A 15,194-nucleotide genomic window follows, 5' to 3' on the forward strand; every position below is an offset into this window, starting at 1 on the left:
CGAGCGGCCGGGTCCCTCGGTCGTCGAGCCGCGCTCAGTCGTCGAGCCGCGCCCGCACCCGCGGATCCGGGGAGAACCGGCCGCGCGGGATCCGCGAGCGCACGAGCATCCCGACTCCGATCAGCGTCGCCGCGGAGCCGAGCACGATGCCGCTCACCGCGTCGATCCGGCCCTGCGACTCCGCGTTCACGAGGCTGAGCAGCGCCGTCTGCGCGAGCACCAGCAGCACGAGAGCGGCCGCGATGTTGGCCAGCCGCGCCGCCTCGAGCAGGAGCGCCCGCTGGCGCCGCGCGGTGATCGTGCCGACGATCGCGAAGACCAGCTCGGTCAGGGCGATGACGGCGAGGGCGAGCGCGATCGGCTGCGGGAACGCCGCCTCCGGGGAGTCGTCGACGAACTCCCAGCCCGACGCCGCCGTGTAGAGGAGCGCCGTCCCGGCGATCAGGCGCCCGATCACGCGGTAGAGCCGGCGCTGCACGGGGAAGTCGGCCCGCACGCCGATCGCGCGCTTCGAGTGGTGCGCGCGGAACACGAGCACGCGCGAGACGGCGACGGCCGCGGTGACGAGCACGTTCGCGAAGAGGAAGACCGACGGCGAGGCGGCCGTCAGGGCGATCTTGCCGAGCACGACGAGGACGCTGATGGGCACGCCGAGTCCGACGAGCAGCACTCCGCGCTCGTAGGTGTCGGCGAGGGTGCCGCGGAGCCGGTCGACGGTGCTGGGCACGACGATCGCCGTCGTCTCGGGCAGCACCTCGGGCCCCGTCATGCCGCTCCTCCCCCGCCCGCGCGCGCAGGACACCCCATTCTCCGCCCTCGTCGGCGCGTTCCGACCCTCGGAGCGGCGCGACCCGCCCGAGCGCCGATCGCTCAGCGCACCGAGTCCCGGCGCGAGCGCTCGCGCACCCGCTCGATGTGCGCGCGCATCGCCGCGGCCGCCGCCTCCGGCCCTTCGGCGAACGCGGCGACGATAGCCCGGTGCTCGATCACCGCGTCGTCCGCATCGCTCACCCCGGTCTGCACCGTCTGGCGCATGCGGTGCACGCGGGTCGAGATGGCGTCCGACATGTCGATGAGGAACGGGTTGTGCGTGCCCTCGAAGATCAGGTGGTGGAAGTTCCAGTCCACCTCGAAGTACTCGCGCAGCAGGTCCACGGGCAGGTCGCCGGTCGACGACGCGGCCCGCACCACCGCCGTCATCGCCTCGTGCTCCGCGAGCGCCGCCTCGAGGCGCGGCACGAGCGCGGCCTCGTGCGCCGACGCGAGCGCCGCGGCCCCGCTCTCGAGCACCACGCGGGCGTCGAAGAGCGCGTCGAGCTGGTCGTCGGCGAGCGGAGGAGCGACGCGGTAGCCCTTGTTGGCCACCCGGGTCACGAGGCCGGTCCGCTCGAGCTGCACGAGCGCCTCGCGCACGGGAGTCGGCGAGACGCCGAGCTCGCGGGCGACCGCGTCGATGGACAGCCGCATGCCGGGCTCGATGCCGGGGCCGAGCAGCACGTCGAGGACGCGGTCGTAGACGTGGTCGCGCAGCCCCCGCCGCTCGATCGACTCCGAGCCGGTGAGTCGGAACACGGGGTCGGTCATGTGGCCTCGCGGGGTGAGTGCTGCAGGAGGGGCGACGGCTGCCGGGCCCGGGAGAAGCTTACGCATCCCACGCCCGGCAGCCGCCCGATCACTCCCCGCCGGACGTCCCGCGCTCGTACTCGCGGATCTCGTCGACCTTCGCCGCCGAGGCGCTCGAGGTGTCGAAGACGTAGCCCAGCCACTCCTTCACGTTCCGGCGCGCGACCTCCAGGCCCACGACGCGCTGGCCCATGCAGAGCACCTGCGCGTCGTTCGAGAGCACGCTGCGCTCCACCGAGTAGGAGTCGTGGGCCGTCACCGCGCGGATGCCCGGCACCTTGTTCGCGGCGATCGCGACTCCGAGGCCGGTGCCGCAGATCAGCAGGGCGCGATCGGCGTCGCCGCGCGCCACGATCTCGGCGGCGGTGGTCGCGACGGTCGGGTACGCCGTGTGCCCGTCGGCGTCCACTCCCACGTCGACCACCGAGACGACGCGGTCGTCCGCCTCGAGGTCGCGCTTCAGGGCTTCCTTGTAGTCGTAGCCGGCGTCGTCCGAGCCGATCACGAGTCTCCAGGTGGTGCTCACGGTGTCTCCTCCTCCATCGGGGCGGCGAGCCGTCGTCCGACGGTCTCGACGATCAGGGCCAGCGACACCGCTCCGGGATCGGGGGTGCCGAGGGACTTGCTGCCGTGCGATCGCGCGCGGCCGAGGCCGGGCATCAGCTCGCTGGTGGCGTCGGCGGCGGTTCGCGCGGCGACGGCCGCGGCCGCCCAGGCCTCGCTGAGCGCGGAGCCGGCCGCGACGCGCTCGGCGAGCGTCTCGGCGAACGGCACGAGCGCGTCGACCATGGTCTTATCACCGGGCTCGGCCTTGCCGTAGGCGCGCACGGCGTCCGAGGCGGCGGTCGCGCCCGCGCTCACCTCGGCGGCGGTCACGGGCCGGTCGTCGCCCAGCGCGTCGCCGAGGCTGCGCAGGATCACGCCCCAGAGCGCTCCGGAGGTGCCGCCCGCACGGTCCGACCAGGCGTCGCCGGCGCGCGTCAGCAGCGAGCCGGCTCCCGCACCCCGGGCGAGCACGGACCCGGCCTCGTCGGCCGCCGCGCGGGCTCCGCGCTGCATGCCGATGCCGTGGTCGCCGTCGCCCGCGATCGCGTCGAGGCGTCCGAGCTCGTCGGCGTTCTCGTCGATCACCGTGCGGATCGCGCCGAGCGCGTCGGCCAGGCGGGCCGCGGCCCCGCGCGACTCGTCGCTCGCCTCGCCGAGCGCGGCCTCGGCGACGTCCTCGTCCGTGGTCGTGACGGTCGTCAGCGAGCCGGAGTCGATCGCGCCCGTGCGGTAGGCGGGGGTGTCGGCCGGAGCCGTCCACAGGGTCTCGAGCTCGTCGTCCACCCAGAGCAGCGTCAGCGAGACGCCGGCCATGTCGAAGCTCGTGCAGAACTCGCCCACCTGCGGATCGACGAGGACCGCCCCGCGCGCCTCGAGCAGGTCGGCGACGGTGCTGAACACGACGAACAGCTCCTCGCTCTTGACCGAGCCCAGTCCGTTGAGGATCGGGACGACGCGCGCTCCCTCGACGGCGACCCCCTCCGGGATCTCGGCGTCGTCGAGCAGGTGCGTGACGAGCAGCTCGGCGAGTCCGGCGGCGCTGGGCACGTCGACCTCGTCGATCCCGGGCTCGCCGTGGATGCCGAGCCCGACGGCCATCCTCCCCTCGGGCACCGAGAACAGCGGCTCGTCGGCGCCCGGCAGCGTGCAGCCGCTGAAGGCGACGCCGAGCGAGCGGGTGCGGGCGTTCGCGGCGGCGGCGACCCGCTCGACGCCGTCGAGGTCGTAGCCCGCGGCGGCCGCGGCTCCGGCGACCTTGAAGACCGTGAGGTCGCCGGCGATGCCCCGTCGGCGGTGCGCCTCGGCGGGGGGGGCGCTGAAGACGTCGTCCGTGACCGTGACGGTCCGGCAGTCGATGCCGTCGGCGCGCACCGCGTCCTGCGCCGCGGTGAAGTGCAGCACGTCGCCCGCGTAGTTGCCGTAGCTGAGCAGCACCCCGCGTCCCTGCTCGCTGGCGCGGATGACGGACTCGACCTGGTGCGCCGAGGGCGAGGCGAACAGGTTGCCCATCGCGGCTCCGTGCGCGAGGCCCGGCCCGACCAGTCCTGCGAAGGCGGGGTAGTGGCCGGAGCCGCCGCCGATCACCACCGCGACCTCGGGGTCGGCGGAGCGGGTCGAGCGCGAGACGCCGCCGTGCACCTTCCGCACCCAGCGGCCGTTGGCGCGGACGAAGCCGTCCACCATGTCGTCGGCGAAGTCCGCCGGTTCGTTCCAGAGACGGGTCATGTGCGCGTCGGCTCCTCATCATCGAGTTCTCCGGCCCGAAGGCCTGACAGACTCGATCCTATAGGATTTTGGCCCGACGAGGCCAGGGCCGCGCTCTACTCCCGGCCGACCGCGAGCGCCTCCTCCTCCACATCCAGGAACGCGAGCGCGCTGACCACCGCCGGCTCCTGGTACCGCCCCTCGGCGCGGGCTCGCAGCACCGCCTCCCGCTCGGCCGCGATCATCACGCGCCGCAGCCGGTTGTAGGAGTGCGTCAGCGGCTCCGAGTCCTCATCGGCCGGCGGGTTCTCGAGCGCGTCCGAGAGGAACACGGCGTTGCGCCGCAGCCGGTCGAGCACCCGCTCCTCGACGCCCTCCTGCGGCTCCTCGTCGAGCCGGGCGAGACCCGCGGTCTGCGCCTCCGCGAGCAGCATCTGCTTCTCGACGTGCTCCTGCATGTCGTTGGGCGGCGGCAGCTTCAGCACCCGGATCAGGCTCGGCAGCGCGAGACCCTCCACGAGCGTGCCCGCCACCACCACGAACGCGAGGAACTGCAGGAACGCCCGCTGCGGTGTCTCCTCGGGCAGGAGGAACGCGGCGGCCAGCGTGACCACGCCGCGGATGCCCGCGAACGAGACCCCGATCGCCGTCGGCCAGGTCCAGCCGCGCTGCTGCAGCCGCGTCGGACCGTGCCGGTAGAGCACGGTCGTCATGACCATCCAGAGCACCCGGCTGCCGATCAGCGCCCCGAGCAGCGCCGCGCTGATGCCCACGGTCTGCCAGAGGCCGATCCCGGAGTCGGCGGTCGCCTCGACGACCGACGCGAGGCTCAGCCCGATGAAGAGGAACACCGCGTTCTCGAGCAGGAACTGGATCGTCCGCCAGTTCAGCGACTCCGCGATCCGCGCCTGCGCCGACTGGATCACCGGCGCCCGGAAGCCGAGGTACAGCCCGGCGACCACGACCGCGAGCACTCCCGAGCCGTGCAGCAGCTGCGCGGGGATGAAGGCGAGGTAGGGGGTCACGAGCGACAGGCTCGTGTCGAGCACCGAGGACTGCACCTGCTTGCGCACGGCCCCCAGCACCACGGCGACGACGATGCCGACTCCCCCGCCGACGACCACGGCGAGCACGAAGTCGAGCGCGACGCCGCCCGGCGTGACCGTGCTCACCAGGGCCAGGATGGACGCGTTCAGCGCCACGAGCGCGGTCGCGTCGTTGAGCAGGCTCTCGCCCTCGAGCACCGTGAGCATGCGGCGCGGCAGGCGGAGCCGCCCGGCGATCGCGGTCACGGCCACCGCGTCGGTCGGAGCGACGATGGCGCCGAAGGCGAGGGCCGCCGCGATCGAGATCGCCGGCACCACCGCCCAGGCCACCGCTCCGACCACGAGCACCGTGAAGACGACGAGGCCGACCGAGAGCAGGAGGATGCTGTCGCCGCGGGCGCGCACGTCGAGCACCGAGGTGCGGATCGCCGCCGCGTAGAGCAGCGGCGGCAGGATCCCGAACAGCACCACGTCGGGCTCGACGACCACCTCGGGGATCCCGGGCACGAACGAGGCCAGCGCACCGACCGCGACGAGCGCGACGGGAGCCGACCAGTTCACCCGGCCCGAGAGGCCGGTGACCAGGACGGTGACGACGACGAACGAGACGATCCAGACGATCGCGACGACCGGTTCCTCCACAGGGCCCTCTCCGGGGGCGCGTGCGGCGCGCCTCCGGGCACCATCATGGCGCTCGGGACGGCCTCGTGGCGGGGGTCGTCGAGGCGGGTCAGCGGCGCGAGTCGTGCACGTCGCGCGCCTTCATCACCCGGGCCGAGTCGACGGGGTTCATGCCGAGCACGATCTTGCCGCGGGAGTGCCGCTTCTCGAGGTCGTCGAACGCGTCCTGCACGAGGCCGTACGGGTAGAAGCCCGACACGAGCACGCGCAGCTTCTGCGCGGCGACGAGGCCGACCAGCTCGCCGAGGATCTCGGTGTCCTGCGCCGCCGTCTCGGCATCGGGCCAGACGGCGCGGAGCTCGATCTCCTTGCGGTCGTCGCTCGAGTGGTACCGGCTGCCCTCGATGCCCAGCGACGCGGCGAGCTCGTCGTTGCCGCCGAAGTTGTCCAGGAACGCCGTGACGCCTCCCGGAGCGACCTCGCGGATGCGATCGGCGATGCCGTCGCCGTACACGATCGGCTTCACTCCGATCTGGCGGAGGTAGTCGAAGTTGCGCTCGCCGCAGGTGCCGATGACCGTCGCGCCGCGCAGCTTCGCGAGCTGGATCTCGAGGCTGCCGACCCCGCCCGCCGCGGCCGAGACGACCACGGTGTCGCCCGCTCCGACGTGCACCGCCTCGAGTGCGCGCCAGGCGGTCACGCCGGCCAGGAACAGCGCGCCGCCGACCTCCCAGCTGACCGAGGCGGGCTTGGGCACGAGGTTCTCGCGCGGCACGACCACGTGGGTGGCGTGCGAGCCGACGAGGGCGTGGCCGACCACGTCGCTCTTGAGCTTGAGGTCGGTGACCCCCTCCCCGAGACCGACGACGACGCCGGCCAGATCGGTGCCCTGGCGCATGGGGAAGACGGCGGAGTGATCGGAGTCGAAGCGCCCCTCGCGGATGAACGCCTCCATGTGGTTCACGCCCGCCGACAGCACCTCGACGAGCACCTCGCCCCTCCCCGGGACGGGACGGGGGACCTCGGCCACCTCGAGCACGTCGACCCCGCCGAAGCGGGAGTACTGGACCACACGGGCGGAGTCGGAGCGCAGACGGTTCATGGGCTCATCCTGTTCCTCCTCGGACGAGAACCGGTGACCCCCGAACGGGGACGTGCGCCTCGCGGACAGCCGAACGGACCGGAGTGGAGGAGGAACGCTCCCGGATCGTGAGGGCACGAATGATTCGCGCCGCGACGAGTGGCAGGATGAGCGGGTGGAACCGGACCCGCTCGCCCTGCAGAACCAGGTGTGCTTCTCGCTCGCCGTCGCTGCGCGCACCGTCATCGGCCTCTACCGCCCGGTGCTGGAGCCGATGGGCCTGACCCACCCGCAGTACCTCGTGATGCTCGCCCTGTGGGAGAGCAGCCCGCGCTCGCTCGGGGACCTCGGCGAGGCGCTGCACCTCGAGCCCGCGACCCTCAGCCCGCTGGTCAAGCGCCTCGAGGCGAGCGGCCACGTCACGCGCACCCGCAGCAGCGAGGACGAGCGCCGCCTCGACGTCGCGCTCACCCCCGCCGGAGCGGCCCTCCGCGAGCAGGCCCTGCAGGTGCCCCCGCAGATCGTCGAGCGCCTGGACCTCCCCCTCGAGGACCTCGTCGCGATCCGCGACAGCCTCACCCACCTCATCGGCGCCGCGTCCCGCCCACCGGCCGCCCGGCTGATCGAGTAGCCCGCGCAGCGGGCGTATCGGTGATACCCGCCCTCCGGGAGTGGGTGGGTCTCGATACGCCGCGTACCGCGGCTACTCGACCAGCAAGAGGGCACCCGCCCGCCCCGCTGATCGAGTAGCCCGCGCAGCGGGCGTATCGAGATCCCCGTCACCCGGGCCACGCGGGTCGCGATACGCGGCCTCCGGCCGCGGCTGACCAGCAGGGGAGCATCCGCCGAACGACCGAGGGCCGAGCGGGCGTGCACACGGCACGGCCACTCGGCCCTCGGTCGTTCTCAGAGGAGCACCCGTCAGTTGGCGACCCGCACCACGATCGGAGCGCTGGTGCCGACGTTGCCGGCCTTGTCCTGCGCCTTGGCGGTCACGTTGTACGAGCCGTTCGGGTAGGTCAGGGAGCTCGTGGAGAGCGCCCAGGTCCCGTTGGTCTGCTTCACGCCGGGGCCGAGCTTGGTCGGGCCCGCGTAGAACACGACGGCGGTCACGCCGACGTTGTCCTCGGCAGTGGCGACCAGGCGGATCGAACCCGAGACGGTGGTCCCGGTGGCCGGCGAGGTGATCGTCGCGGTCGGCTTCTGCGTGTCCGTGACCGCGGTCGGAACCGGGGTCGGAGTCGCAGTCGCGGTCGGAGTGGCGGTCGGAGTCGCGGTGGGCGTCGCGGTGGGCGTCGCCGTGGGCGTCGCGGTCGGGGTGGCCGTCGCGGTGGGCTCAGGAGTCGGGACGGCGGTGCCGGTCGGCGTCGGGGTCGGCGTGGCGGTGCCTCCGCACGACTGCGCGGTGACCCGGTAGCGGTACTGCACGTTCGCGGAGCTCGCGGCCCAGACCTCGAGGGTGTCGCCGATCTCGACGTCGACCGGGGCGAAGACGAAGGCGCCGCCGGAGGCGGGCTGGGTCTTCCGCTCGACGGTGACGTCGTTGCGATCGAGGCCCAGGGCGGTGTCGCTCGCGGTCGCGTCGCTGGTGCCGGAGACGATGGCGCTGACAGGGCCGTCGGCGTCGCAGGTGACGGCGGTGGAGGCGGAGGGGGCGGCGGCGGCGCTGAGCGCGGGAGTGAGTCCCGCGGAGCCGGCGATCAGCGCGGCGGTGATCAGGGCGAGGCGGGAGCGGCGCGAGACCTTCACAGGGCCACCACCGCAGAGGTGCAGAGAGAGGAGAGGAGGAGCGTTGACGACATCGTGTCGGCTTTCTCGAGAGGGCGGATCGGGCCGTCGACGTCCTCGTCGGAGGGTCCCGTCGCTCACGCGAGACGCGACGATGCGACCGGATGCCGGGAACCGACAAGGGAGTGGAACGGTCTTCGCAAGCTATCGTCACGCTCCGCGCCCGGGCAATGGGGTCCGACGCTGTGTCTCAAAAGGGGGGTCCGCGACGGGACGCGACCGGGCGCGCGCCACCGCGGCGGCTCCGTTCCGGACCCGCGACACGCCGAAGGCGCTCCCGCGACACGCCGAGCGGAGCGACGTCCCGCGACCGTCTCCCGACGCGACACGTCACGCCTATCGAATTGCGGGAGCAGCCTCTCCGGGAGGCCGTCCCGCGCCTCCCGGGCGGCATTGACGCTCTCGCCGATCTCCCCGGCGGAATTCGGCGGCGAGTGCCGAGAATCGGGACGCCGTCACTCCTTCCGAGTGTCCCCCCCGGAGCACACCGGCACTGCTCGCGCCCGATTGTCGCTGAGCGGTGGCTCTGAATGCGGATTAGCGGTCGAGCCAGCCGGTGATCCGTGTCCGAGACGATTCCGGAACGGTCGAAGGTGTGGAGGTGAGCTCGAAAGAGCCGGTGAGAGGCTGTTTCTCGACGATCGTCGGCAGGCGGGGCTACAGGAGAACAATCGTTCTCCACTGGATCCGATCTCCCTGAGGGGGGAGTGATCGGGGCAGAGAACGATCATTCTCCCGAGGGTGAGAGCGTCGCATTCCGGAGTGACTTCTCCGTGCTTCTCCCGCATAGCCCGCACACGTGCCGCGAATGACGGGAGTGCTGTTATCCGGAGGGTCTGCCGAAAGGAAAGCGGCGCCTCTCGACAATCCCGCGGAGCACCTCCGAACGCACTTCTCGATGGCAACCCCCCTGGCGCGCCCCATCCGGGGGTGAAAATTTTTGTTGATCATTCAACGTCCGGCGCAGTAGCTTGATCATCGAGCAACCCGATGCTCAGTGATCTGGTACAGACCGGCAATGCTTCCCCCGGAGCGTCGGAAGGTCCCCCTCACCCGTCGTCCGGCGACCCGAATCGCCTCACGACGGACATCGGCGCGCGTTTGATCCGATCGAGTGAAGGACCCCTGGCCTTGACAGCGCACTCTGCGGGCGTGATGCCCGCTGCCCGGACGACCCCTGCGTCCGGAGCACCGACACGAGCGACCGCCCCTACGGCGACCGCCCGCGCCCTGACCCCCGCCGCACCGTTCCGGTCGCTGGCGGCGGCGGGCGCCTCTCCGCTCCCCGTGCGCTTCGCCGATGCCCCGACCGGGAAGGCGAAGGCCGAGGCCCCCGCCCCCGTGCGCCGGACCGGCACCGCCCGCTCCGGACGCCACGCGTCGCCGGTCGTCGGCCGCCTCGTCGCCGTCCTCCCCGCGCACAACGAGGAGGCCGGCATCGCCGCCGCCATCCACGGACTGCAGAACCAGACTTCCCCGCCCGACCGCATCGTCGTCGTCACCGACAACTGCACCGACGGCACCGCGCGCATCGCGCTCGAGGAGGGCGCCGAGGTCTTCGCGACCGTCGGCAACACCGACAAGAAGGCCGGCGCGCTCAACCAGTTCCTCGAGGTGCTCCTGCTCGAGCTCGAGGACGACGACCTCGTCCTCGTGCAGGACGCCGACTCGGCCCTGGACCCCGACTTCCTCGCGATCGCCCGCCTCAAGGTCGGCATCAAGCGGATCGGCGCCGTCGGCGGCGTGTTCCGCGGCACCCCGGGCGGCGGCGTCGTCGGCCACCTGCAGCGCAACGAGTACGCCCGCTACGCCCGCGATGTGCGGCGCCTGAACGGCAAGTGCCTGGTCGTCACCGGAACCGCTGCGGTGCTCAAGGGCGGACTGCTCCGCGAGATCAGCCAGGCCCGGCGCGCCGGAACGCTCCCCGCGGGCGACGGCCGCGGCGGGATCTACGACACCACGGTCCTGACCGAGGACAACGAACTCACCTTCGCGATCAAGCACCTCGGCTACGACGTGCTCAGCCCCGCGGGCTGCACCCTCGTCACCGAGGTCATGCCGACGTGGAAGGAGCTCTGGCACCAGCGCCTGCGCTGGAAGCGCGGCGCCGTCGAGAACTGCGTGCAGTACGGGCTCACCCGCGTCACCTGGCCGTACTGGGGCCGCCAGCTGCTGACCATGGCAGGCTGCGTCATCACCTACGTGTACCTCGCGACCGTGATCTACGCCCTCGTGCTCGGTCAGCTCTCGATCCAGCCGTTCTGGCTCGGCATCACCCTCATCTTCGTCGTCGAGCGCATCGTCACGGTGCGCGACCGCGGGTGGAAGCACATGCTCCTCGCCGCCTCGATGTACGAGCTGTTCCTCGATCTGTTCCTGCAGATCGTGCACACCAAGGCCTACTTCGATGCGCTGACCCGCCGTCAGCGCGCGTGGTGAATCGAAAGGAAGAACCCGACCATGTACAGCAACCTCTCGCCCGCCCTCGGGGCCGGCGCCGGCGCAGGAGTCCTCGCGTCGACCGGCTTCAACTCGCTGTGGTTCGGCCTCGCGGCCTTCGCCCTCATCGCCACCGGCACCGCGATCATGCGCATCGTCCCGCGCCGTCACCGCGAGGTCCAGGAGTCCTGACCCCGAGGCGTCACCGGACGACGGCGGCCGTGGCCGTCGACGTCCGCGTGACGCTCGTGTAGCCGGTCTTCGACCCGGTCACCGAGACGGTGATCTTCAGCCCGACCATCAGGCTCGACGGCTTGTACGTCGCCGCGGTCGCTCCGCTGATCGCGACTCCGTTCGCCCGCCACTGGTACTTCAGCGTCACCGGGGACGGCCCCCACGTTCCCGGCTTCGCGGTGAGCAGCGACCCGACCTTCGCGGTTCCCGTGATCGTCGGAGTCGCGGCGGTCAGCGTCCCTGTTCCGACGGCCGCGGTGGGCAGCGACGTGCGGCTCGTGGTCGCGTAGCCGGCCTTCGTGCCGGTCACCTCGACCGTGATCTGCTTGCCCGCCGTCGCGGCGCCGAGCACGAGCGTCGGCGAGGTCGCCCCGACCAGGTCGACGCCGTCGGCGCTCCACTGGTATGAGAGGGCGACCGGAGCCGGTCCCCACGTGCCGGGCTGAGCGGTCAGGGTCGAGCCGACCTTCGCGGTGCCGGTGACCGTCGGAGTCGGGGCCGCCATCTCGGCCGCGGCGTCCGACCGGTAGACGGCGACGTGATCGACGCTCATCGTGCCTCCCGACGACTTCGGCGCGGCCGCGCTGTCGCAGCCGCAGACCCCGTTGGGCAGCCCGCCGCCGATCGCCAGGTTGAGGATCAGGAAGTAGTCGTTGCCGATGGCGGCGCTCCACGCCTCCGGGCTCAGCTGGGTCTGCTCGACCGTGTGCCGCACCTCGCCGTCGACGAGGAACTGCAGCCGCTCCTGCCCCGCGATGCGGCGGTCGACGAGGGCGGAGTAGGTGTGGAACTCGGTGAGGCAGCCGTCGCAGTCCTGGAACCCGCTCGTGAGCCCGTACGGCTCCTCGCACTCGCCGCCGTCCTCGAGGTCGCAGTGGAAGGTCTGGGTGACCTGGCCGGTGCCGTTGACCGCCTCGAGGATGTCGATCTCGCCCGTCCTCGGCCAGTCGATCGCGCCCTGCTCATCGAGGCCCAGCGCCCAGAACGCGGGCCAGTAGCCGGTGGCCTGCGCGGGGTTCGGCTGGCGGATCGACGCGGTCATCAGCAGCTGTCCGCCGGCGGGGGCCGAGAAGGACTTGTCGGCGGTGATGATGCGGCCCGACGTCCAGGCGCCCGCCGCGTCCTGAAGTGCGCGGATGCCGAGGTTGCCCGCGCCGTCGAGGAAGACGTTGGCGGTGGAGTTCGTCGTGCGGTCGACGGCGCCGGTGCCCCAGACCCCGATCTCGTGGATCCACTTGGCGCCGACGGGGGAGCCGGCGGCACCGTCGAAGTCGTCGGCGAAGACGGTCGTCCAGCCCGCCGCGGGGGCGGGGGCGGCGAGGGAGACGGCGGGGGCGGTGGCCTCGGCGGCCTGCGCGGAATCGGGGATGACGCCTCCGGTGAGTGTTGCGGCGAGAGTCGCGATCGCGGCCAGCGCGACCACCTTTGCAGAACGACGGTGCACGACGAACCCCTGACTCACTCGGTGGAGCGAGGCCGTCCTCGCTCACGATCGGGGTCAGGCTAGGAGCGCCGGTGGGGGCGTGATCACCCGTCGGGCGGGGGGTTCTGTCGCGAAGAATCCTCAGGTACGACTCCCGCGCTTGCCGCGAGTCCGCACAAGTCGTCGTACTCGAGGCCGAGTACGACGACTTTCGAGGAGTCGGGGCGGGCGCGCGGATCGAGTCCGCAGGAGTCGTCGTACTCGGGGCCGGGTACGACGACTTCCGAGGAGTCGCCGGGTCAGGGCCGCAGCACCAGCGTCGAGAACGAGTCCGCCGGCAGCGTCGGAGTGAGCGCGACGTCGCCCACCGCGATCGACACCGGCAGCGGCGTCCCGAGGTCGTTCTGCAGCACGATCACGGTGCTGCCGTCGGGGTTCGCGAACGCCAGCTGGTTCTCGTGCCCCGTCCAGCTGAAGGTGTCGAGCCGGCGGGCGCCGGGCTGCAGGAAGTGCGAGACGTGGCGCAGGAGGAAGTACTCGTGCGTGTACCGCGCAGTCCGCGTCTCGGGATCGACCACCACGAGCGAGTTCTGCGCCCAGCCCCAGCGCGAGACGCCTCCCTCCGTCAGCGCGAGGTTCCAGTACGCGTACGACTCCACTCCCTGCGTGAAGAAGTGCTTCATCAGCCCCCAGGCGTACCGGCAGAAGCGCCAGTCGTTCCGCCCGTCGCCGCACTCCTGCTCGGTCTGGTAGAGCGCGAGCGACGGATGCGCGTGCCGCACGGCCGCGATCGCGCCCTTGCCCGCCCACTGGAACCCGACTCCCGAGACCCACGGCCCCGCCTCCGGATGCGCGAGCACCAGCTCGATCTGCTCGTCGTGCGGCCGCTCCTGGGTGCCGAGGAACACCCGCACCCCGAGTCGCGCCATCTCGGGTCCGAGCAGCGCGATGAAGCGCGCGAGTCCCTCCGCAGACCAGACGCAGCTCGGGAACACCTGCGCCGAGTTGAACTCGTTCTGCGGCATCACGGTCTCGACCCGGATGCCCTCCTCGCCGTACGCCTCGACGAACCGCGCGAAGTAGCGGGCGTACGCCTCGAGGTAGCCGTCGTCGTCGACGCGGAAGAGGTCGGTGCCCTCGGTGCCGACCTGGTCGGGGCGCAGTCCGTTCTCGACGTCGCTGCCCGGCCACGGCAGGGCGGCCGCGTAGTGCCCGTTCGTCTTCATCCACGTCGGCGGGCTCCACGGCGACGCCCACAGTCGGAGCTCCGGGTTGTGGCGCTGCGCGGCGCGGATGTAGGGGATCAGCGTGCCGCGGTCGTTCGCGACGTCGAAGTGCTCGAGGGCGAGGTCTCCGGCGACCTCGTCGTAGGAGTACCAGTCGCGCGAGAAGTCGTTGGCGCCGATCGGCATGCGGCAGAGCGAGAGGTTGAGCCCGGCGCCGGGTGCGAAGAAGTCGCGGAGGATGCGCTCGCGGTCCTCCTCGGACAGGAGGGAGAGCGCGTCCCAGCCGAGCTCGTTGAAGCAGCCGCCGATGCCGTCGATCCGCTGGCGCGGGGCGTCCACGCCGACTATCACGTTCGGCATGCCGCGGAGCTCGGTGAGCGGCACGTCCTCCTGCCGCTGCCACGGGGAGGACTCGGTGGTCGTGATCCATTCGACGGTGCTCGTCATGGTGAGCCTCTCGGTCGGCAGCGCTGCCGGGTCCTGATCCAGCCTCGCGCCGAATACCTAGCGACACTCTATATTCGCGCCGTGTACCGTGCACGCATGCGCTGGGGTCGGGTCTACTTCGCCGTGCAGGCGCTCGGCGGCGCGCTCTGGTGGCTCGGCGTCGCCCTCGTGCCGCCGGTGCGGGAGGCGACGCTCGGCTCCCTCGACCCGGTGCCGATCGCCGTCCTCGACCTGCCGCTGTTCGTCGGCGCCTCCGCTCTGGCCGCCGCGGGCGTGCGGTGGGCGGCGTGGGTCGCGACGGTCTGGACGCTCCTCGTCACGGCAGCGCTCGCCGTCGTCGCGACGCTCACGACGGAGGCGGGCTGGGGCGTCCTCGCCATGCTCGCCGCGGCGGGCGGCTCGGTCGCCGCGCTCCTCCTGCTCACCACCGGCCGCCTCCCGACCCGCTGGATCGCCTCCGGCCCCTTCGCCTTCCGCCTCGCCGCCCGCGGGCGCTCGCCGCTCGCGCACCTGGCCGCGACCGCCGCCCAGATCGTCGTCTTCTGGGGCGGGGCGCTCGCGGTGATCCCGGCAGTGATCGCGCTGCTGGAGTCCCGCTGGGGCGTCGGCGTGCCGGTGCCGCCGGTCGTCGCTCCGCTCGGTGCGGTGCTGCTCGTGGCGGCCAGCGCGCTGGGCATCTGGTCGGCGCTGGCCATGTCGCTGCTCGGCGACGGCACGCCGCTGCCGAGCGCGATGCCGAACCGGCTCGTCATCGCCGGTCCGTACCGGTGGGTGCGGAACCCGATGGCGGTCGCGGGTATCGCGCAGGGCGTCGCGGTGGGGCTCCTCTTCTCCTCCTGGCTGGTCGTCGTCTACGCCCTGCTGGGCTCGCTGGTCTGGAACCACGCGGTGCGCCCGCTCGAGGAGGCCGATCTCGAGGAGCGCTTCGGCGAGCAGTTCCGCGCGTACCGGCGCGCCGTGCGCTGCTGGGTGCCGCGGCGGCCGGTGCGGACGCTCGGCTGACTGAGGAGGGCTCG

General features: G+C 72.3%; 13 protein-coding genes. 4 read left to right on the top strand and 9 right to left on the bottom strand.

The features are described 5' to 3' along the window. Nucleotides 1-34: 34 nt before the first annotated feature. The 6 genes from NB037_RS05175 to NB037_RS05200 form a co-directional block, all read right to left on the bottom strand. Nucleotides 35-769 carry a hypothetical protein gene (locus tag NB037_RS05175; protein ID WP_251944230.1) on the bottom strand — a complete coding sequence of 245 codons (735 nt, stop codon included), beginning with the start codon at nt 767-769 and terminating at the stop codon, nt 35-37. Nucleotides 770-870: 101 nt separating this feature from the next. Continuing rightward, nucleotides 871-1,584, bottom strand: a complete 714-nt coding sequence (locus tag NB037_RS05180) for a GntR family transcriptional regulator (RefSeq protein ID WP_251944231.1) — start codon at nt 1,582-1,584, stop codon at nt 871-873. 88 nt (nt 1,585-1,672) lie between these two features. Next, nucleotides 1,673-2,149, bottom strand: a complete 477-nt coding sequence (locus tag NB037_RS05185) for a ribose-5-phosphate isomerase (RefSeq protein WP_251944232.1) — start codon at nt 2,147-2,149, stop codon at nt 1,673-1,675. After that, complete coding sequence (locus tag NB037_RS05190; RefSeq protein WP_251944233.1) at nt 2,146-3,894, bottom strand: dihydroxyacetone kinase family protein; 1,749 nt, start codon at nt 3,892-3,894, stop codon at nt 2,146-2,148. The genes NB037_RS05185 and NB037_RS05190 overlap by 4 nt, the downstream gene beginning before the upstream one ends. Nucleotides 3,895-3,989: 95 nt before the next feature. Then, a complete protein-coding gene (locus tag NB037_RS05195; protein WP_251944234.1) occupies nt 3,990-5,561 on the bottom strand; it encodes a cation:proton antiporter in 1,572 nt (523 codons plus the stop codon). 88 nt (nt 5,562-5,649) lie between these two features. After that, nucleotides 5,650-6,642 (bottom strand): NADP-dependent oxidoreductase, encoded by a 993-nt coding sequence (locus NB037_RS05200; RefSeq protein WP_251944235.1) that lies wholly within the window; start codon nt 6,640-6,642, stop codon nt 5,650-5,652. Nucleotides 6,643-6,796: 154 nt separating this feature from the next. On the opposite strand from NB037_RS05200, the gene NB037_RS05205 reads away from it, so the two are divergent. Further along, nucleotides 6,797-7,252: a MarR family winged helix-turn-helix transcriptional regulator gene (locus tag NB037_RS05205; protein WP_251944236.1), complete on the top strand. Its 456-nt coding sequence runs from the start codon at nt 6,797-6,799 to the stop codon at nt 7,250-7,252. A gap of 290 nt (nt 7,253-7,542) precedes the next feature. On the opposite strand, the gene NB037_RS05210 is transcribed toward NB037_RS05205, so the two are convergent. Further along, a complete protein-coding gene (locus tag NB037_RS05210) occupies nt 7,543-8,370 on the bottom strand; it encodes an Ig-like domain-containing protein (protein ID WP_251944237.1) in 828 nt (275 codons plus the stop codon). Nucleotides 8,371-9,540: 1,170 nt separating this feature from the next. Here NB037_RS05210 and NB037_RS05215 point away from each other — a divergent pair. Both NB037_RS05215 and NB037_RS05220 read left to right on the top strand, forming a co-directional pair. Next, the gene (locus tag NB037_RS05215) at nt 9,541-10,848 is read left to right on the top strand and encodes a glycosyltransferase family 2 protein (RefSeq protein WP_251944238.1); all 1,308 of its coding nucleotides are present in this window, start codon (nt 9,541-9,543) and stop codon (nt 10,846-10,848) included. A 21-nt stretch (nt 10,849-10,869) separates the two neighbouring features. Further along, the gene (locus NB037_RS05220) at nt 10,870-11,040 is read left to right on the top strand and encodes a hypothetical protein (protein WP_207407022.1); all 171 of its coding nucleotides are present in this window, start codon (nt 10,870-10,872) and stop codon (nt 11,038-11,040) included. Nucleotides 11,041-11,050: 10 nt separating this feature from the next. On the opposite strand, the gene NB037_RS05225 is transcribed toward NB037_RS05220, so the two are convergent. Then, on the bottom strand, nt 11,051-12,544 hold the full coding sequence (locus NB037_RS05225) for a family 16 glycosylhydrolase (RefSeq protein ID WP_251944239.1): 1,494 nt from the start codon (nt 12,542-12,544) through the stop codon (nt 11,051-11,053). Between the two features lie 260 nt (nt 12,545-12,804). Next, the gene (locus NB037_RS05230; protein WP_251944240.1) at nt 12,805-14,178 is read right to left on the bottom strand and encodes a glycoside hydrolase family 30 protein; all 1,374 of its coding nucleotides are present in this window, start codon (nt 14,176-14,178) and stop codon (nt 12,805-12,807) included. Between the two features lie 96 nt (nt 14,179-14,274). On the opposite strand from NB037_RS05230, the gene NB037_RS05235 reads away from it, so the two are divergent. Then, a complete protein-coding gene (locus NB037_RS05235) occupies nt 14,275-15,180 on the top strand; it encodes a methyltransferase family protein (RefSeq protein ID WP_251944241.1) in 906 nt (301 codons plus the stop codon). Nucleotides 15,181-15,194: the final 14 nt, after the last annotated feature.

The sequence above is a fragment of the Rathayibacter rubneri genome (genome assembly GCF_023743255.1).
Lineage (GTDB): Bacteria > Actinomycetota > Actinomycetes > Actinomycetales > Microbacteriaceae > Rathayibacter > Rathayibacter rubneri.